Annotated in this window: 15 protein-coding genes; 3 read left to right on the forward strand and 12 right to left on the reverse strand. The window is 44.1% G+C overall.

Annotated features, from left to right (window positions below):
* Positions 1-94 precede the first annotated feature (94 nt).
* Together SWOL_RS10645 and SWOL_RS10650 are read left to right on the forward strand one after the other, a co-directional pair.
* Positions 95-349, forward strand: coding sequence for a hypothetical protein (locus SWOL_RS10645; RefSeq protein WP_155814216.1), 255 nt, complete (start codon positions 95-97; stop codon positions 347-349).
* A gap of 14 nt (positions 350-363) precedes the next feature.
* The gene (locus tag SWOL_RS10650) at positions 364-882 is read left to right on the forward strand and encodes an RNA polymerase sigma factor (RefSeq protein ID WP_155814217.1); all 519 of its coding nucleotides are present in this window, start codon (positions 364-366) and stop codon (positions 880-882) included.
* Here the strand turns inward: SWOL_RS10650 and SWOL_RS14440 are convergent.
* The 7 genes from SWOL_RS14440 to SWOL_RS10680 form a co-directional block, all read right to left on the reverse strand.
* Positions 872-1,009 carry a hypothetical protein gene (locus SWOL_RS14440; RefSeq protein ID WP_155814218.1) on the reverse strand — a complete coding sequence of 46 codons (138 nt, stop codon included), beginning with the start codon at positions 1,007-1,009 and terminating at the stop codon, positions 872-874. The two genes, SWOL_RS10650 and SWOL_RS14440, sit on opposite strands and share 11 nt — an antisense overlap.
* Complete coding sequence (locus tag SWOL_RS10655; protein ID WP_011641445.1) at positions 993-2,432, reverse strand: gamma-glutamylcysteine synthetase-like protein; 1,440 nt, start codon at positions 2,430-2,432, stop codon at positions 993-995. Before SWOL_RS10655 ends, SWOL_RS14440 begins: the two co-directional genes overlap by 17 nt.
* Positions 2,432-4,468 (reverse strand): SpoIIE family protein phosphatase, encoded by a 2,037-nt coding sequence (locus tag SWOL_RS13730; protein WP_011641446.1) that lies wholly within the window; start codon positions 4,466-4,468, stop codon positions 2,432-2,434. The genes SWOL_RS10655 and SWOL_RS13730 overlap by 1 nt, the downstream gene beginning before the upstream one ends.
* Before the next feature lie 24 nt (positions 4,469-4,492).
* Entirely contained in the window at positions 4,493-6,280 is a 1,788-nt protein-coding gene (locus tag SWOL_RS10665) for an MATE family efflux transporter (RefSeq protein WP_155814220.1), read from the reverse strand.
* 23 nt (positions 6,281-6,303) lie between these two features.
* On the reverse strand, positions 6,304-6,603 hold the full coding sequence (locus tag SWOL_RS10670; RefSeq protein WP_011641448.1) for an STAS domain-containing protein: 300 nt from the start codon (positions 6,601-6,603) through the stop codon (positions 6,304-6,306).
* A 255-nt stretch (positions 6,604-6,858) separates the two neighbouring features.
* Complete coding sequence (locus tag SWOL_RS10675; RefSeq protein ID WP_011641449.1) at positions 6,859-8,163, reverse strand: peptidoglycan-binding domain-containing protein; 1,305 nt, start codon at positions 8,161-8,163, stop codon at positions 6,859-6,861.
* An 11-nt stretch (positions 8,164-8,174) separates the two neighbouring features.
* The gene (locus SWOL_RS10680) at positions 8,175-9,635 is read right to left on the reverse strand and encodes an MBOAT family O-acyltransferase (protein WP_011641450.1); all 1,461 of its coding nucleotides are present in this window, start codon (positions 9,633-9,635) and stop codon (positions 8,175-8,177) included.
* Positions 9,636-10,198: 563 nt separating this feature from the next.
* On the opposite strand from SWOL_RS10680, the gene SWOL_RS10685 reads away from it, so the two are divergent.
* The gene (locus SWOL_RS10685) at positions 10,199-12,715 is read left to right on the forward strand and encodes a helix-turn-helix transcriptional regulator (protein WP_011641451.1); all 2,517 of its coding nucleotides are present in this window, start codon (positions 10,199-10,201) and stop codon (positions 12,713-12,715) included.
* A gap of 10 nt (positions 12,716-12,725) precedes the next feature.
* Here SWOL_RS10685 and SWOL_RS10690 read toward each other — a convergent pair whose 3' ends face one another.
* From SWOL_RS10690 to SWOL_RS10710, 5 genes are all read right to left on the reverse strand, one after another.
* On the reverse strand, positions 12,726-13,049 hold the full coding sequence (locus tag SWOL_RS10690) for a hypothetical protein (RefSeq protein ID WP_041427548.1): 324 nt from the start codon (positions 13,047-13,049) through the stop codon (positions 12,726-12,728).
* Positions 13,050-13,477: 428 nt separating this feature from the next.
* A complete protein-coding gene (locus SWOL_RS10695) occupies positions 13,478-14,575 on the reverse strand; it encodes an AAA family ATPase (RefSeq protein ID WP_011641453.1) in 1,098 nt (365 codons plus the stop codon).
* Entirely contained in the window at positions 14,575-15,300 is a 726-nt protein-coding gene (locus tag SWOL_RS13735; RefSeq protein ID WP_011641454.1) for a hypothetical protein, read from the reverse strand. Before SWOL_RS13735 ends, SWOL_RS10695 begins: the two co-directional genes overlap by 1 nt.
* Positions 15,301-15,309: 9 nt before the next feature.
* Positions 15,310-17,004, reverse strand: coding sequence for an AI-2E family transporter (locus tag SWOL_RS10705; RefSeq protein WP_011641455.1), 1,695 nt, complete (start codon positions 17,002-17,004; stop codon positions 15,310-15,312).
* A 371-nt stretch (positions 17,005-17,375) separates the two neighbouring features.
* Entirely contained in the window at positions 17,376-19,706 is a 2,331-nt protein-coding gene (locus SWOL_RS10710; protein ID WP_011641456.1) for a VIT and vWA domain-containing protein, read from the reverse strand.
* Between the last annotated feature and the right edge of the window lie 12 nt (positions 19,707-19,718).

Raw genomic sequence — 19,718 nt, forward strand, 5'->3', positions numbered from 1 at the left:
GCACCCGTAATGCCTAAAGCAGATGAGAATAATTGAGCCAAGAGGTGAAGTCTGAAAGAAATTCTTTCATGATGTTTTGTGCCTCAAGAAAGGAATGGACATATTTATGATTGAAGATCCCCGCTATCAGTTTTCCCGGGAATCCGCCATCAAGGAAAAACTGCTGCAAAGACTGAAAATAGAATACCGAAAAACCCGGATGGCAAAAGTCGCTCCCCTCGATGATGATAAGCTAATACTGGTGACGGCGGCAGGGGATGCCCGGCAACAGCAGTGCCCATACAGCTGCACCTGCGAAGAATGCCTGTATTTCACAGGTTCCTGTCAGCAAAATCTTGTCAAGGGTTGAGGTGGTGATGTTTGTTGTATGATTTCAGCCGAGAATCCGAATTTGAGCGCATGTATGAGGATTATTTCTCCAAAATATACAACTACATTTTTTATCGTCTTCTGCATAGAGAACAAACGGAGGAATTGGTCAGCGATATTTTCCTGAAGGTAGTTGTCCATTTGGATAGCTTTCAACCCGGCAAAGCATCTTTTAACACCTGGATTTTTACCATTGCCCGCAACTCACTGACGGATTATTACCACAAAAGCAAGATCATAATCAGTATTAATGACGAAGGCTTTCCTGAATCCGCTCTGGCCGTAGATATTGATCAACAATGCCGGCTTATCGAAGACGAAGAGCGGCAGGAGTTATACCGGGCCCTGGTTTTATTAAACGACCAGCAAAGAAATGTTATAGCTCTAAAATACTATGGCGGTTTCAACAATCGGGAAATATCACGCATAACGGGAATTAATGAAAGCACGGTTTCCAGCCTTTGTACCAGGGGTATAAAAAAACTGCAAACCTTGCTGAATGCTACCCGGTAATACTACCATAAACTACAGGTTGCCCACCCCGCAAATGCCGACGGCTTTGCTCGCAGTAAGCCTCTATTTCACTATTCAAAACCTCGAAATCAAAATCCGCCAGGCTGCTCCTATACTGGTAGTCCATCCGCTTCACCCTTTCCTCTGTTCATATCATTGGTCCAGATGCTGTTTCCCGATTCATCCAGTGCACTACAGGCCGACATGATTTCTTGGATAGACCAGCCCTCCTGCAGCAAATCAAGCTGCCTTTGCGCCGGGTTCTTAAGCTCGTGATCCGGTTTGAGGAATCGCCCCAGGTATTTATCTTCCCCCCGTTTCCGTTTTTTCAGCCCGGCGGCGGCAATTGCCAGCAGATTATTAATAAATTCCTGCAGCCGATCGGCGGGAATGGTCATTTCCCGGCTTACTGCCTGTCGGCGTAATTGGGAGTTGCTGATGTTAATCTGGTTATCCTGCCAGAAGTCATGCACCAGTTCGCTGGCAACGGTAATATTTTCGGCAATACCCGTATAAAAAGCGGCCGGGGCAAAACTATCCGCCAGGGGTTGGGTGCAGGTTTGCCTGATTTCAACGGTACCATGGCGGCTGACGGCTACCGGTTCCAGGGAGCGAAAACAGGAAAGATCCGCTTCAGACCAGCGGTCTCTAGCAATATAATCGGCAAATCTCACCGGCGGGATGGCCTTGAATCCACTGGAACCGTCACTGGTGATGAAGATCTTCAGATCCAGCAAATGCTTTACAACCTCCTCAAGGGAAGCATAATCCCGGTCATAAGGCCGGACATTGGGTGCTTCACATAAGCGCCACAATATGTCGCGGAAACACAGGGTCGGATGGGCCATTTCACGCTGCAATGAGGCAGGCAGCCGAGCAGTGAAATTACGGTTGCCGGCATAGATAAAAGGCAATGAATTGGCGAATAGCATGGCATCGACAAAGGCCAGCTTGCCCAGCAGATTCAATAAATCCGGCAACTGGGTCAGTTCGACATCGAGATGGGTTTGGCAGGCAGCCGAGAAAGCATGGAATATTTCTCCGTCATGATGGCTGGTAAAGTTTTTCAAGAACTCCGTCTTGGCCAGCATAACCGGGGAATTAAGCGGTTTGCTGTCGGCATAAGCCGCATAAGGATTGATGCCCATTCCGCAGATGAGGTGATGATGCTCATGCGCCAATTCCTGCAAAGCTGTCACATAGCTATAAAAATTGGCGGCGATTTGGTCGATACCCGGTTTTTTAGCCATGGCGAATTCAATGGTGTTAAAGGTGGTTTCAAAGGAAAAGGCATCCTGCTGCAGGTTAACCGCTTCGATGGGAAAACCGTTCTGGTCAAAGCGCGTAGGGGTGAAAGCGAAGCGCTGCTTCAGCAAATCCAGCATGGCGGCAATAAACCCAGGCTCCACCGCCCGGCAGGCCAGATTCACCACCGGCATTTCAATTTCCACCCCTATACAGGGCTCGCCTTTGCCCGCAAACTTGTCAATAAACAGGCGGTAAATTAAGGCCTTGGCACTACTCCTCATCATCGGCTTTCCGTTTCTCATCAGCTTATTTTGCGGATGGCGACAATGGTGATGTCGTCAAACTGCGGAGCTTCACCCACAAATATATCTACATTCGACTTGATTCCTTCGATTATTTCCGGCGCGGATAGCCGCTTTACCGAGGGTAGGGCCGCCAGCAAGCGGGCATCGCCATACAGTTCTTCGTCCAGGTTGGTGGCCTCGGTTACTCCATCGGTATAAAGAACCAGGGTCTCGCCCGTTTGCAGCTGGGTGTACATAATCGGGTACTGGATGCCTTCCATAGCTGCCAAAGGCAGTTTGGGTTTTACCGGTACGAATTCACTGCTTCCGTCCGGGTGGACGATAACCGGCGGATTATGCCCGGCGCAGGCATAAGCAATCTCGCCGCTATTAATATCCATAATTCCCACATAGGCAGTCACGAATAGTTCCGCCGGATTCTCCTGGCAGAGCAGGTTGTTGGCGGTGCTGAGCAGTTTATCCACCGTAATATTATGGGCCTGGGCCGCAGTTTTCAGAACCATTTTCGCCACGGTCATGAATAATGCTGCCCCCACGCCTTTGCCGGAGACATCGGCCACCACGGAACATAGTTTTTGATCATTGAGCATGAAGAAATCGTAGAAATCACCACCCACTTCCTTGGCGGGCACCATCATGCCGGTAATATCATAACCGGGGCAGTCAATTTGCTGGGGCAGCATACCCAGTTGGATATCGCGGGCTACCTCCAGCTCTGATTCCAGCCGCTGCTTATCAGCAGCCGACCGGGCTACCGCTTCCATGTATTCTTTAAGACGAACGATCATGCCATTGAAGGTGGTGGCCAGCATGCCCATTTCATCCGTCCCCAGGTCGGCAAATTCATAATCCAGGTTGCCCTCGCCGATTACCCGGGCGCCGTCGGCCAGTATTTCCACCGGCCGGGTAATCGACCGGCTCAGCCGGGTGGCGGTCATGAATACCAGCGGCAGCGAAACCAGAATGATTATCAGGAAAATAAAGAAAACCCTGCGGGTTTCATCGCTAATTACCTGTTCCATTTTAGCGCCGGTAGCGGACACTGATTCCGCCACGGCCTGCACCGGGGCCATCATCATTTCGTAATCCAGCACCGTCACCAGCAGCCAGTCGGTGGATTTGATCGGGGCATAGCCGATGATGGAGCTGTCATCGGAATAATAATCCGAAATAGTCGTTTTTAAATCGATGTTTTTGATGAATTTTTCAAAATAGGGCTGTTTTTCCGTGGCCTTTACATCCAGGGAACTGAGTAGGACATGGCCCTGCCGGTTCATAATGAAGGCCGCGATGTAGGTATTGTCGCTGGTATTAAGGGTCTTTTCCGAGATCTCGCTGACCCGCAGATCAAAGGCCAATACCCCCACTAATTGGCCCTTTTTGTCATGAATAGGGGTAGCACAGGTGACATAACTTCTATTATCCGTGCCGGTGTAAAGATCGGACCAGTTTACCGTACCCGCCTTGACCGCATCCTTATACCAGTCGCGGGTACGCATATCCGCCTTCTCCACAGCCGGATAAAAGGTTTTGGTACTGGAAATAACCATGCCGTTTTCCAGCACCAAATAAGCCAGGGATATCTTCGGCTCAATCTTCAGGATATTGTCGAACATGGGGGTAGCCGCGCTAAGAACATTAAGGGTACGGTTAACTTCCTGCCGGCTGGGGTGGGCGGCCTGGGAGATGATGTATTCTTCATAACGGCTGATAGGGATGGCATGGGTGGTTCCCCCACTATTATACAGGGTTTCAATATCCCCTTTCATGGTATTAAGCTCACCCATGATGCGTTCGAAATCAATATTGATGGTCTGGGCATAGTAATTGGCCAGCGAGATCGCCAATTTGGAACTGCTCTTAGTAATTTCAGCAACATTTTTCTCATAGAGATCATCAATAGCGCTTTTATTCTCTTGCTGAAAGGTGGCTTTAATATCGTTGAATCCATATATGGAGATGGCACACAACAGCAGAGTTACCAATAATGATAAACCCAACAGGGAAAACAATATCTTTTTACCAATGCTCATTCATCCCGCCACCTTTACTATTTATCAGATTCTGATAATAATGTTGTTCAAACCGAGGCTGGTAGTATAATCCACCTGTTTGGTCATTTTGGTAATCATCTGGAGCCCCATGCTTTCACCCAGGGCCAGGGCTTCGGAAGTATCGGCATTCTCCATGGCCTGCTGGTAATAATCCAGGGGATTGAATTTCCGGCCCGCACAGCGGAAGCGCATGGTGGTGACATCGTCCCGGACAAATATCCGTACATCAATTGATTTATTTTTGTTGCCGGCAAAGATGTGCTGTACCATCAACAGGAGTATTTCTTCAATCGCCAAGCTTATGACCATGGATTGTTTGGAATTAAGCTTGCAGGATGTACAGAACTCGCTGATTTTATCTGAACTCTCCAAGACCGACTCGTTATTGCTGTCAACGGAAAAGGCAATAAACCTTCCTTCCGCAACATCCCGATAATTTAACAACAGTAAACCGCGCAAATCCTGTTCCTTGAGCAAGGTTTTTCTGATCGTAAGGATAGTCATCAGCAGGGTGAGCAGTTCGCTGATGGAAAAGGCGGCCCATATGCCAAGTATCCCCATGGCCTGAGCCATGGCACCGGCGGCCGGAATAATGAACAAAAAGCCCCGGAACAAAGTGATCCGGTTGGCAATACTGGTTCGGCCAATTGTCATGTAATAATATACGAAAATATTGTTTACCACTGCTCCCAGCAAACTGATCGAAGATATGATCAGGGCCGGTACTGCTATGTGCAGCTGCTCGGGCGAACTAAGATTAAACGCCAAACAGATCGGTTTGGCCAACAGGGATATTGAAATACTGAATATCGCCATGGTTATGATGCCGTAGCGGAAGGCTAAAAACACCACTTTTTTTATGCTCAGCACATCGCGTTCACCGTAAAAAACGCCCACCAGCGGAGATACGGTCTGAGATATCCCGGAGATAATGGCCTGGGCCAGGGTGTTGACACTGTTGACAAAGGCAAAACTAGCAACGGCAATCGGTCCGCCTACGGCCAGTATGAGCATATTCAATACAAAGGTTCTGACTACGGTGTACAGGTTGTTTAGCGCCGGGGGGCTACCGGTAATAGCGATCGCGTATACCAGGCGCAAGGATTGGCCGATGGGCGCGAATCGATATCCTCCCCCCTTGATAAAAAGAAACGGAGACATTATAGCCACGGCCAACAACGCGCTTATAACCGTAGCCAAGGCCAGTCCCAGCATGCCCATGCCCATGACCACCGTAAACCACAGGTCAAGGATGATATCCAGCGCGGCCATGATTAAAAACATAATCATGCCCAGAAAAGCCCGGCCCTCAATCCGAAAATAGTTAAGCGGCAGGTATACCGCCATAATGCATATAGCCCCCGGAATTAAGCCCCGACAATAGGCATAGACCAGATCATAAAGTTCAGGATCGTTGCTGAGGAGCTTTACCAGTGGTTCGATAAATATGAATCCTACGATGCTGAATACAGTGCCCAGCAGCAGAATTAGCAGCATGGTAAGGGTGAAAAGCTTGTTGGCGGTACTGCGGTCTTCGCTCCCCATCGAAACCGAGGCCAGCGTGGAAGAGCCCACACAAACCAAAGTGCCCAGCGTGGTTAACAGAAAAAACAGGGGATTCACCAGGCTCATCGCCGCCAGTGCATCACTCCCCAACACCTGTCCGGCAATAATGTGGTCAACCATAAAACTGATATTCCCGCCCAGAATTGCCAATATGGACGGAATCAGGTAGCGTTGGAAGCTATGATTGACCAAGTAGTCATTATCATGCATATTTTCTCTTTCCAAACTTAAAGTGTTGGTGTTACGGCTTATTTTTCTATGGTAATAATCTCCACAAAGCCGGTGATTTCGAATATTTCCATGATGGTCTCATTCACCTTGACAATCACCATCCGGCCTTGCTTGTTCATCTGCTTCTGAGCCGCCAGAATGACGCGCAGCCCCGCACTGGAAAGGTAAACCAGTTCGGCAAAGTCCAAAACCAGATCATTTATATCGACTACGCTCTCTTTCAGCTCTGCTTCCAACTGGGGAGCGCTATTGCTGTCCAGCCGTCCCGCCAAGGCTATAGTCAGTTTGCGGTCTTCCTGAGTTTTTTTAATGTCCATCGTATTTGCTCCTATCCCCAAATATTTGGTGCAACACTATTTCCTTGATTAAGAGATTTCTTCATCAAATAAAAATAATCCTGCTGTGGTAGAAAATTCTATTACGGCTACAGGAGATAATCCAAGCAACCAGTCTGCTAAAAGGTGACGCAGGGGGGTAACGCGGGGATAATCCATCCTCAAACGTTTTTAATCATTTCATCTTCATCGTCTTCATCTATGTATTTCGCCTCATCCTGCTCATTCGAAAACCGTTTAAATCCTTGAATTGCTTCTTTCAAAAAACCGTCCCCCTGTCACCCCCTGTAGGAGCGCCCGGGTTTCCGCAGTGGCGATGCCCGTTACTTCCAGCCTATGATCACTCTGAAACTCTGCCACCATATCTCTGGTTTGCCCGTCATAAACCTTATTTGCCTGGCAATTATAGCCCAGTGCGATAAGCTGCTGTTGCATTTCCAGGACATCATCGCCGGTAAACCCTTCCTTTAAAAAGGGTATTTCAAAGGATTCAGCCATCGACTTCAAGTGCCGCAATCTTTCATCAATGTTTTCCGGGGTGACTTTATATGCTCCGGTCTTAAGCCCATTACATATCAAATCTCCGCCTGCCGGTGCATAATGTACCCTATCCTTATAATTGTCAAGGTCGTTAACAAAGCCTTCCAGGTCGCTGAACATATGAATCTCAGCGTTGTCATATTTCAATATATTGAGCATGATATCTTTATGAATGGCCAAATAATCATCAACCGTACCCTCACGGACCAGGTCATAGGTGTTCAGAATACTTATACAGGGAACAATAAACACAAATTTGATCTCAGGATTCTCTTTCAGAAAGGGAATAATATTTTTCTCAACATTTTTTTTAGCTTTTGTATGATAATCGATCACAGAACTCTTATCAGCCACCTTACCATGACGGACGTAGATGCTGCGGGCAACAGCCAGGGCACTGTATATGCTGGTGCTCTGGCTCCTGTCCACCTCGAATACTGTTTTCGCGGGAATCTTATCCCGCTTATCATTTCCCGGCTGAATTTGATCGCCTAAGCAGTTAATCAGTATAAAAGCGCTCATTTTCGATACGTCTTTATTAAAAACATATTTAACATCATCGATTGGGTTGGAGTTATAGAGATATAATGGGATATCGCCTTCATACTCCATGTGCAAATGCGGAAAGTTTAACTCGTAATAGATGGTTTGCAGGCGGTTCCTTTTCAGTGATTCCCGTAGAAACAGGGTATATATGTTGGGTCTGCCCGCTGATTTGCTTAATGATATAACCCTGAGTCCTGACTGTTCACCTAGTTTATCGCTGGAAATAAAGTTCGATAACGACGAACCGACGATCACTGCCTCAGTAGGGGTATTTTTAACGCGGCCAATCAGCCAATACATAGCGTATTCCTGGGTGTATTTATAGTAAGGCTTCATTTCCGAAAGCGGTGAGTGATACTGCATAAACGGATCAACGATAATGTTAATGGTCATCAATACCAACAGGCATACGGATGTAGCCCCCAAAACAAAAGCGACCCATTTCTTTTCGTTCATCACCACACCCCTTAAAATCCCTGGTAGATAAAGACCGAAACCGACGACATGGACAGTATAGAGCACAGCAGCAGAATCACGGTGTACACGGCGTTGACCACCGTGGGTTTAAACTCCATCTCATGCAAATTCTTAAACAAAAGGATAATGACAAAGGTGAAAGCTAAAAACAACATCATATCAAGTCCGTTGACCCATGCACTGGAGTTTACCACATGAAGCAGGCTTTCCAACCCGGTGATTACCGGCACCTTAAAACATTCCAACAGGGTTTGCGAAACCGCCGGAGTTTGAAACTCTGCCATTCTTTTGATAATGGTAAAACCCTGGGTGATCGAGTCCGCTCTGAAGAACACCCAGGCAATGTTGACAAATACGAAGGTCAAAAACCATTGCACCACCTTATGCATCTTATTCCATTGGGTTGTAAACCTTCTGGTCAAGACACTAGCCAGGCCATGCAGGATCCCCCAAAGAACAAAGGTCCAATTAGCTCCGTGCCAGAAACCGCTGATCAGGAATACGATCATAATATTGGCGTAAGTCCAGACTGGTCCTTTGCGGTTGCCGCCCAGCGGGATATATATATACTTGGTCAGAAATCTGGTTAAGGTAATATGCCATCTTTTCCAGAAATCCTGGATCGACAGAGCTTTATAGGGTGAATTAAAGTTAATCGGCAGCTTGATATTGAACATCAGTCCAATACCTATGGCCATATCAGTATAACTGCTGAAGTCAAAGTATATCTGGAAGGTATAAGACAGCATTACAATGAACGCATCCAGAGAGGTTAATGAGCCAACCGAACCATAGCCCCAGGTCACCGCTTTGGCAAAAACATCGGCAATAAAAATTTTTTTAGCCAGACCAATGGCGAACATCAAGATACCATATGAAAAATTCTTGTAGTTTATACTATGATTTTTCTTTTCGTTAAGCTGGGGCATGAATTCGTGATGTAAAACGATAGGCCCTGCAATCAAGCGAGGGAAAAAGGCCACAAAAACCGCATAGTCCAGGAAACTGTAATCAGCAGTTTCTCCCCGGTAGGAGTCAACCGCATAGGCAATTTGCTGAAAGGTCAGGAAGCTGATACCCAATGGCAGGATGATATTTTTCAGCTCAAATGAAGCCTGCAACAGCAGATTCATATTTTCGATAAAGAAATTGAAGTATTTGAAGTAAAACAGTATCAGTAGATTTAAACTGATTACAATAAAAAGAAGCCACTTTTTTTGCGGAACAGTTCGCCCGGAGGCCAGCAATAGTTTCGAAAAAAAATAGTTTAGAAGTATGCTGGCGCAAATGATATAAAGATATCTAAAGTTGAAATACGAATAAAAAACCAGGGACATGAGCAGGAGCAGAGCTTTGGCCAGCAAGTTCCATCCCAATTTATGCAATTGATAATAAGCGATTAATGTAAATGGCAAAAATGCCAGGATAAATATGTACGAGTTGAACTGCAATTTTGTACCCCTCTGAGTAATAATTCGCAACTATAACGAAGTGAAATATATCCCCCGCATCCATAATAGTGAGCGAAGCGAACATCAGTGGTGCCCGCAGGGTGCTAAGCGGTCGCCTATTAACAAAACAGGTGGCGGGTTCTAATCCCCCACCTTGTTGCAGCGCTGTGTTGAAACTGCTCCGCAGTTTCTTCCGATGCTTAAAGATTGTCGTATCCTCGACTATATTATCACATGAATGAGGGTGATAGTACCAGGTAGTATGTCAAGCCCTTAAAAAGAATTAGGTCCCTACTGACAGATTGAGAATACTTTCCTGTTCCCGGTTTGAAACATTTTTAATTTGCAATTTGCTAAGCTCACTCGGACATACACATGCTGTTAAATCTGTTGAAATCAAGCACAAGATATAGTATTTTTATTATGGATAGTTATGGATTGTAGGGAAAATATAGGGGAATTGTAAGAGCCCCATCATTACGCAGCAGGCAGAGAGCAATTTATGCTTAAGAAATCTGTTCCAATCCAGAAACGTATAAATACTATGGAAAGGCGGTGATTTCTTGAATCATTATCCTCACTTAAATGATATCTTTATGTCCGAGCGCCTGAAGCAGCGGTTAAACGAAATAAACACTTATCCGATTACCACGGTCATTGCACCCATGGGCTTTGGAAAAACCACTGCTATGAACTGGTGGGCCAAACGTCAAGTTAAAAATCAAGCCGATGCCGTTATTCTGCGGCAAATTATTGTTACAGACAGTATTACAGATTTTTGGATGGGCTTTTGCCGGGCCTTCAAAGGCTACCCCGAATTAACCGAACAAATGAAAGCTCTCGGGTACCCTCAGGATGCAAGTGCCATATCCATGCTGGCGGAGCTTTTGGATGATGCATTGTCGCCAAGCGCCAGCCAAATTTACATGGTCATGGACGATCTCCATATCCTTCAGCAAAAACCATTGACACCGCTGCTGCTTTTTCTTTCCCGCAGCCTGCCGGACAGTGTTCATATCATTCTTCTGTCCCGCAATCAGATTCTTAACGAGGAGGAACGGATGCGCCTCGGTAATCTGCTGGGTGAAATTACTGCAGATGACCTGCGCCTTAGCCAACAAGAGTTAGCTGTCTATGCCAAACGCTGTGGACTTGAACCCTCGGCCGAGGAAATTAATGTCCTGGCTACGCTCACCGAGGGATGGATCTCCATGGTGTATCTGAATTTCAAGGCCTATGCCCATAAGGGATGCTGGCTATCCAGTTCAACCGACATTTTTACGCTGATTGATCAGGTATTATTAAATCCATTACCGGAACGTCAACGGGAGTTTCTTATTCTGATTGGCATGGCCAATGAGTTTACGGCAGATCAGGCAGCCTATCTGTGGCAGCACCCGGATGCGGTGGAACTTCTTACTTCCCTTTCAAAAAATAATGCTTTTATAACACGTAATGAAAATGGGATTTATCGCTACCACCATATGTTGCGCCACTGTACCCGGCATAAATTTGCTGAAAAACTTGAAGCCTATCGCAAGGAAAGTTATTCCAGACTTGGCCAGTGGTATTTTGATCACGAAGACTATATTTCGGCCTATTTCGCCTTTGCAGATGCGCAGGACTGGGATAGCCTGCTGGCCACCCTGGAAAAAGACAAATCGAAAAGCCTGAACGCCGAACATAGTGAGGCATTTTTTAGCTGGATAAGCGAATGCCCCGAGGATATCCTTATGGCACACCCCTCAGCCCTGGTAATATGTATGATTACCATGTTTACTATGAACAACATTCCAGAAATCCAACGAATGAAGAGCCTGCTTATTGAGGCAATGGAGCAGGATACGGTCTTGACCTCGCAGGAACGGGATGATCTTTTGGGGGATGCGGAGGTAGCGGAGAGCTTTCTTAGCTACAATAATATATTGGCCATGAGCGCCTATCACCGCAGAGCCTGCGCCTTGCTCAGCCGTACATCTCTCAGCGTGGATCCCAAAGATGCATGGACCTTTTCCGCGCCATCTATTTTCATGATGTACCATAGTAGTGTGGGCGGCGCAGACAGAGAAAATGCTGAGATGAAAGAGTGTATGCCCTATTATTATCAGGTCTCGGACGGACATGGCAACGGTTCGGAACATGGGTTTGCAGCTGACTTATTCTATGAGCGAGGACAGTTGACTGATGCTGACATTGCAAACCGTATGGCACTGTCTGCAGCAAAGCAGAAAAACCAATTCAGTATTATAATATGTTGCGATTTTCTCTCCATGCGCATGGCGCTTTTAAACGGAGATTTCAATGAGATGAATAAGCTGAGTATTGACTGTCGGGAATGGTTGCACAGGGAAAAGCAGTATACACTGCTCAATACGCTGGATATGTGCCAGGGCTTTCTATATGCTCTACTGGGGCATCCTGAAGCCGCCCCCAAATGGCTGGCGGAAGGACGGCTGCAGGAGACCCTGGTTATGTTTCCGGCTACCCCCATGCTGCATACTTTCTATAATCAGCTGCTCCTGGCTCAGGAGCAATGGACGGCGGTAGTAGCAAGGCGCGAGGAATGTGAAAATCTGTACGGTATTTATCATAATGTGCTTTGTGAAATCTGGCTCCATATCCAGCTTGCCGCTGCTTTGGAGCAGATCGGCCGTCATGCGGATGCACTCGAAGAGCTTCGCACAGCACTTTCTATGGCGCTTCCTGACGGTATTGTAATGCCCTTTGCGGAAAGCGAAGCCTACATAACAAACCTGTTGCAGGAGCTGGGACAGCAGGGTATATATCCCGAGGAGATTGAACGCATCCTGACCTTGGCGCAAAGCTTCCACAGCGCAAAACAGAAAATACTCTGGGAGCACTGGAGCGAGCACGAAAACTATGGACTTTCCGATCGGGAACTGGAAGTTGCCCGACTGGCAGCCCAGCGGAAAACTAATCTGGAAATTGCTGCGGAGCTGCATCTAGCCGAAGGAACGGTGCGCAATCAGCTCTCGCGTATCTTTGATAAACTCAACATCGCCGGAAGCAGCAAAAACAAACGCCTGGAATTGGAGAATTTATTGAAATTAAAAAAATAGTGAAAAATGGTCACACTACAAATATTCCATTTGGATATATATAAAGCAGCCGCTTTCTGTCAAACACCGGGTTCACATCATGGATAAATGCTATGGTGGTTCGGGCAACTCTTGTTCTGCCACGCATACGACGGCGCATTTCCTCCTGCAGTCGTTCATTTTCCCGCTCAATTTTATCTTCTTCCTCAAAAAGTTCGCGGCGTTTTCGTTCCCGCATTTTCTTAAGCCTTTGTACCTCAGACTTTTTTTCAACTAACTCCTCCAGCGAACAATCACTGGCGGTCTCATAATCATTTGTCATATTATCCAGGGATTTCGTTACTATTATCTTCAACTATCTTCAACACAAATACGCAAATATCCTCCCTATTTAACATATTTGTTAATTTTTATACAACACCATGCATCTCCTTCTAAAGAGATATCCACTGCATCGAGCTTCACTAAAATACGGGCTTTCCTGACTTTCGCCAAAAGGTGCACACCCCACTTTAGGTACTGCCCCCAAAAAAACGCACAAAAAAACGCCGCTAAACAGCGACGTCAAATCACCCCAGAAACACCAAAAAGCCCAGCAATACTGGACTTTTCATTGTATCAAAGATTAAGTTCTTTAATGTCTAAGCACTCAATCTTTGATACAATTTAGCGCATTCCGGTTAACGCTAAAAAGTATCCACTTCCTTAAGTATATCAGGAAACTGTAAACCTGCGGATTATTTACTGTAACAATTGCATGGTATACTTTAACACCTGATTCTTTCAATATTCCATAAAATCTTCATCGGTTATTAAAGATAATATCTCACGGTTCGGTTCATCAATATCCACTACTCTTTTTGCATGGTTCATAACAATATCATCATATATATTTCTAACCAGACGTCCATTAGCAAAATGGTCATCTTTCGCGGCTACATGATTGTTTAAAGCTTGTTTGATTCTGCTTCTCGCTTCTTCACTTAAAATATAATCATTATTTTTACACATCATGGTTAAAATTTCTTCCAGCTCGTCACTCGTATAGTCGTCGAACTCGATAAATGTGTTAAAACGGGATTTAAGCCCCGGATTCGATTCAAAGAATTTATTCATCGGCTCTGTGTAGCCAGCCACGATTACAACCAAATCGTCTCGATAATCCTCCAATGCTTTTGTCAATTCTGTCAAGCATTCCCGCCCATAAGAATCGCTATGGTCATTCTCAGTTATGCTATAGGCTTCATCAATGAACAATACACCACCTTTTGCTTTTTCAATAACTTTTCTTACTTTCAATGCCGTTTGCCCTTGATAACCCGCTATCAAATCGGTTCTAGAAACTTCAATAAAATGCCCTTTTGTAAGTAATCCTATTTGTTTATAAACCCGCCCAACAATCCTTGCCACCGTTGTTTTTCCTGTTCCTGGCTTTCCTGTAAAAGCAAGATGAAGGGTGTTATTTGCAGTGGTTAATCCTTGGTTCTTACGCAATTTCTGCACTTTTTGAAAGGCTATTAGGTTATTAACCTTTGCTTTTACGCTGTTCAGTCCAATCAATTCATTTAATTCTGCCAATAATTCAGGTAATGTTCGCGTCTCATCGTCCGCTTGATTCTGATTACAAATATCCAGTACTCTCATGTATCCATAATATTTAATCAAACTATCCTTTAATACATTTGATATTTGTTTAACTTCCATTGGGTATTTACCCGAATCAACTACTATGGAAATTTTTTGTAGCAACCTTATTGTCGCTGCTTCATCCTGATTTTCTACAATAGCTGTCGCATATTCGGTAATTTTACCATATCCCTCTACCAGCGCATCTAATTTCGAAGCATAGTTTAAAAGATCGTTTTCATATTTATTTTCCATTAAGCGACTCCCAGTATATGTAAAATAATATCAATCAATATAAAACATACGGAACTCCCTGCTACTATATAGGCAATTTTCAATTTCTTGTATAATATCTTGTTTTGAGCCTCATAATTCCGTTTATCTTCATCCAGCAAATTTCTTATATCATTCATTTGTTCTTTTGTTTTCCTGTCAATTTCCTCTTCATGATTTTCCATTCTGATATTAATTGATTTAATGTCTTTCTTTAATGTTTGGCAGTCACTCCATATTTCATCGATATTTTTAAGTTGCTCGTATTTATCAATTTGTTCTTTAAATTGTTTCAAAACATTTATCGTCTGTGTTTGCACTTTTATTGTTTTATCAATATCGAGGCTATTTTTTTCGGCTTCAAAAGCGCTCTTTTTCGCTTGATTGCTCGCTGTTTCAGCTGCCTTGATTGATAGAATTATAGCTTGGATATAGTCTTTGTCCAAAGCTTCAAGCGCTTTATAAACCTGGCCGAATTCTTTTATAGACTCATTATGCAGATTGTGGATGGAGATTAAGTGCTTTTGAATTTGAGCTGTTAAAATATTAAATTCGGCGCCTGTTACATTATGGTCAAATAAATCGAACAATCCTCCGTTTGTGGCAACCGTTTGTAAATCTACACTCGATGGTATTTTTTCGGAAAATTCTTTAAGTTGATTTTTTGCGGTATTGAAGTCATGAGTCTGAATTATAAGCTCGTCCATTTTATACCCCTATTTTGATAATTTGTTTAGATTACCAAGCATATTGTCAAATTCAACTTCATTTCCACTAACAACAACTTCATTTTTCATATCTTCACAGAAAATATGATTCAAAGCCTCTTTTGTAATTTTTACGGCCGTTTCATGCCTCTCCATTATTGAACCGGCAACAGCTATTTTAGTGTGTTCCAGCTTTTTTTCATTCAGAGCGATAACTGCATTTTGTGTATTCAATACTTCATTGCCTTTTTCTATTTCCTTTTTTACGGCTTCAGCCATTTGTTGCTTGGCGACAGCTTTGTCAATCAAGCTCATTGCAATTGCGCCTACAATTCCTGCAACCAAACCACCCATGAACAGGCCTATTAAGCTGGCCAAACTTCCAATAATCGGAATTTCAAGTGCAAATACTGGTATCGACATCAAGCCTTTTTCGATAACTTCTCCTAATACAATAGCTCCAGCCGCGCCTACCCCCGCAATTACAATTTTTCCCACTTCAAGAGCCAAAATGCCAAATGGTTTATTCTTGTTGCTTGGGTCTTTAATATAGGCAATTGCCTCCTTGAGCGACGCCCATCCCTGTTTAAGCATAATCCATACTTTCTTAATGGTTCTCACAATGGGTCCCAATATGGCTGTAGCAATAGTAGTGATAAGGGCGCTTCCGGCGTTTATTAAATGCGTTTTCAACTTGCTTATAAATGAATTTATCGCCGACTTAATATAATTAAGCAGGGATTCCAGATTTTTTTGGGTGGACTTAAACCATAGAATCAATTTGCTGATTACTTCTTTTATTAATTCCGCAAGAAGCTGCATTACTGCAGCTCTAAGCGCTTTCCCCCCTATTCTGAACGCTTCTTCTTTTTGGGATTGCTTTCCGGCTGCAATGGATCTATCTTCTCCTTCTTTTTTCAGTTTTTCGTATTCCTCACGGGCAATCCTGTCCCTTTCTCTTAATTCTTCTTCGTTAATGTTAAACCTGTCCGCGGGTTTTTCCCCGTTCCGCTCGCTATCCAGCCACTCAGCCATATTTCTGTCGCTTTTTGATGAGTTAGCCGAGGCATCCAAATCCTTAAGGTTTTCTTTGCCGTTTGCAAAATCGATTTGCTCTTGTTTTTCAAGATGAGCGTTTGCTGCAGGATCCCGGACAATTTCTGCTACTGGCACAGTATGGTCTTTAGGGACAGCGGCAGAACCTTTATCCCTTTTTTCGTCAAACGGTTTACGAGCTTCCCTTTTTAAAACTTCTTGGCAGTTGCCAGTTTTATATTTATCTTCTAATTTAATGTTGCCATTATCGTCTCTTTGGAAATTATCTTGCCACCCATTGTACCTTTCTTGATAATCTATTTGATTGTTATGCTCTGCTATTTCACCGTTTGCAAAATTCTCCGTTGCCTGAATATGTGCTTCATCCCTCAAATCCAACGTAAGTCCGCGGTTTTCTTTAATAAATTCTTCTCCTGCAGTAGTTGCCAACTGATTAAGAAATTGTTCCCAAACTACATCCATTACAATCTTTCCCAAACTTTCGGGATTGCCTATTTTTTCTCGATCTTCTTTTAAAAATTCCAGCTCCGATATTTGTGAATCCAAGTCGTTCTGCAATTTAGTTTCCAGCTCATTAAAATCAAACGAATCAAACGAATCTGCATTAACGATTTCCGTAATCTCAAATACCGCATTCTCGTTTGCCATCTTTAACCTCCTGCGTCAGCCCGCCGGTATAAGTTTATATTTTCTCACGTCTATATTATATGTTATATTTTTTGTCCTTTAAAATACTGGACGGCCTTGTAGAACCGGCAACAACTTCTCCAATCGCTTTTTACTGGGAATCAGTAAATAAAAGAATCCTTTGTTCCCGCTTATTCTATAGCCGTTGAATGACAGGTTACTGTCATCAACACAATATATTTTTGCTCACATAGAACACTACTAAAACAATATACAGATCAGCAGAACACCACACGACATTTGTTATTTCCTATATTTTAATGCATTGTCATTTATATTCAATATTCCATTACTATTAAATAAACCAAACGCCAGCTTGATTCCAAGCATTATTATAGAAACGCCCCTGAATCAATGCTTCTGAGTCTTTTCAAAAAATCAAGCTGCTGACTTCCTTTGCGGATAATTCTTCTGTTTCTAGCTGACTCCAGGGCAGATATAGTAATTTTGGTCAGGTCGGTATCAGCGAGAACTTCATCGCTCATCAGCATCAGATAGGAAATTGCTTTGAGGATCTGCTGACGGAATAAATTGACCTTCTGCCCGTTTTCACATAATGTAACAATGGCTTTACAGGTAACTTCAATCTGAGAACGCGGGTCTCCCTGGTCTCTGCCGAAGGACCCATCTGCATTCTGCTCAGCCGCCAGCTTATTCAGTTTATTTTCCTGGTCCTCTGAATCGGATTTTTGTGACATTCTATAACTTTTAAGTTCGCTGTCAACTTTCGAGTGATTGTACAATATATCCTTATTCATATTGATAATATCTTTCTTAGTAAATAAAGCTGACTCCAATTGATTATTTGAAATAGCCGCTCCACCAATGAAACCAAAGCCACCCGCTGAAAAGTAAGAAACATGATCTTCAAACATTCCCCAGGCATGCGGCGCATCTACAGGTATTATTATGGTTTCTGGTATTCCCGACAGCTTATCCTTACGTTCAAACTCGGCGATAAATGACGTCAAGGTGGAAAGAATATGATATCTCTCCGACAAAGATACGATTTCCTCCTTTGTTCCGCTGGCTCGTCGAGGGTTTCCGGTCTGCAGATAAGTCTCTAACTGAGTGATTTTTCGTTTGGCCCAGAGTTTTTCCAATATCTCGGCATTTTCGATCTTAATTATTTGATCAACTTTTAAAACCATTTTCTGACCACAGCAATCGCCTGTTATAAGCAACTCCTCCTGCGGTGGTGCTGCTAGGCGAATCAGGTGTGTATACGGCTCCATATCATACAGCCTACTTGGTGGGGTTTCAGCCCAGTCATACGCAGAGATGTTAGGTAGTGAAAACGTAACGTTGTCCATGCTGGTAGCATTGATTCTGGCGAAGTGTCGTAGCATCTTTTCTTCCAGGCTCTCGCCGGGATATGAGAATTCGGCACACCCGTTTCCTGCTTCCGCGATCTGATTTATGAAATACGAGTTTACCGCCGTATCAATTCCAAGACTGAACAGGCAGAGATTTTGGTTGCGTTTTCTTACGTAATTTATAATTTCATTCTCATTGCCGACCTGTCCATCAGTGGCCAGTATCACTACCTTCTGCTGATCTCCCGCTTCCTTCAGAGCTAATTGTACAGCAGGGAGAATATTAGTTCCGCCCATGGCATGCAAATTTTTCACCCACGCACTTGCTTTATCCAGATTCTCCTGATTATATGGCAGGCTTTTCGGAGCAAATGCATGATTTTCGCTTTCAAAAGCTAATAGATTGAAACTATCCCCTTCATCGAGATTGCGGAGACATATCTGGATGGCATCAGCAGCGTGTTCTATTTTTTTACCTTCCATAGACCTAGAAATATCGATAAGAAAAATGTATTCTTTAGGTTGTCGTTGTTCGATTATAGGAAGTTCAGGTGTATAGGTGATACAAGCGAAATACTCGTCTTTGGGGTTTTTCCAGTAAATAATTCGCGGGACTGTTTCGCCATCAAGCTTTAGATTTAAAACAAAATCCCGATTCATGCGTGTATTATTTTCTTGAAGAGTGATTGTTGCCGAATATTCATCCATGCGATCAATTCTAATCTTATGGGAAGGCGATTTAATTGATGATATAGGGGTGTTGTTATGGACATGCAGGCTAAGAGTAGCCCTGTATCCTGTTTCTCCGATGGGTGGGCTAATAAAATCGGCATCAGGAACGCGATCAGTCGGCTCTGCCCTCCCCGGCCCTATCTTTTTACCCAAAGGTTTACCCGGAATGAAACGAGGTGCCAACAGCATAGGAATGGAAATCCTCATTTCCGTATCTATATTTTTGATTTCCTGAAAGTAGCTTATCGCAATCTCAACTTCTTCATCGGCATCGATTTGTCCCAGCGAAACCTGGAATACGTTGGGACGAACACTTTCCAACAGAATAGAACTGTCACCACTTCGTATTGCTTGATCATACTCCTTGAATGCCTGGTCCCGTTCCATGATCCTGCCTGATACATGGGTTTCTCCGATCCTGGCAGCAAAATCATGGACCGCCGCATTTTCAGGCAGGGGAAATGTATAGATCAGTTCGGCATTTTTCCCACTATCATTCAGGTACTTCTGGGTACTCGTTATCTGCAGCGCGTCAGCTGCCAGTGTGCCAGTAACGTCCACCGCTTTCAAAGCTACACTCTTGCCGCTGCTTTTTTCCGTCAACCCGTATTCCACGTAATTCCCTCC

This window comes from Syntrophomonas wolfei subsp. wolfei str. Goettingen G311 (genome assembly GCF_000014725.1).
Lineage (GTDB): Bacteria > Bacillota > Syntrophomonadia > Syntrophomonadales > Syntrophomonadaceae > Syntrophomonas > Syntrophomonas wolfei.